Annotated in this window: 1 protein-coding gene; it reads left to right on the top strand. The window is 41.6% G+C overall.

Annotated elements, in window-relative coordinates:
- The coding region (locus AB1471_RS17105) for a nucleoside transporter C-terminal domain-containing protein (RefSeq protein WP_367780942.1) at window positions 1-186 on the top strand (186 nt) is incomplete at its 5' end.
- Between the last annotated feature and the right edge of the window lie 275 nt (window positions 187-461).

Raw genomic sequence — 461 nt, 5'->3', positions numbered from 1 at the left:
GTTGCCGTCATTACATTTGCATTATGTGGCTTTGCAAACCTTGGATCACTCGCAACGTTGATTGGCGGACTAGGTAACCTCGCACCAGAACGGCGTCCTTACGTAGCACGCCTCGGTCTTCGATCAGTGCTTGCCGGTGCTCTTGCATCTCTGCTTTCTGCAGCGATTGCAGGAATGTTTATATAATATAATTTCAAAAAGGAGGTATCCTAACAATGGGATAGCTCCTTTTCATGAACCTTGAAACAATAACTTCAAAAGCTATTTCACGGTCGCTATGCGGGCATTTCGTTTTTGTCCATATTTCACCTTGGAAGTGATCAGACATTTATTTGTCTTTTTTGTATCTATTTATAACGCTCGCATTTGTAGAATGGTTAAGGTTTTTCACAATTACCCTAGATAAGATTGGAGATGTACACGATGTTAAACATTTTATGGGGGCTAGCGGGAATTGTCAC

The organism is Jeotgalibacillus marinus (assembly GCF_040801915.1).
GTDB classification, from domain to species: domain Bacteria; phylum Bacillota; class Bacilli; order Bacillales; family Jeotgalibacillaceae; genus Jeotgalibacillus; species Jeotgalibacillus marinus.
The sequence above is the reverse complement of the archived record's forward strand: the minus strand, read 5'-3'. Positions and strand labels throughout refer to the sequence as shown.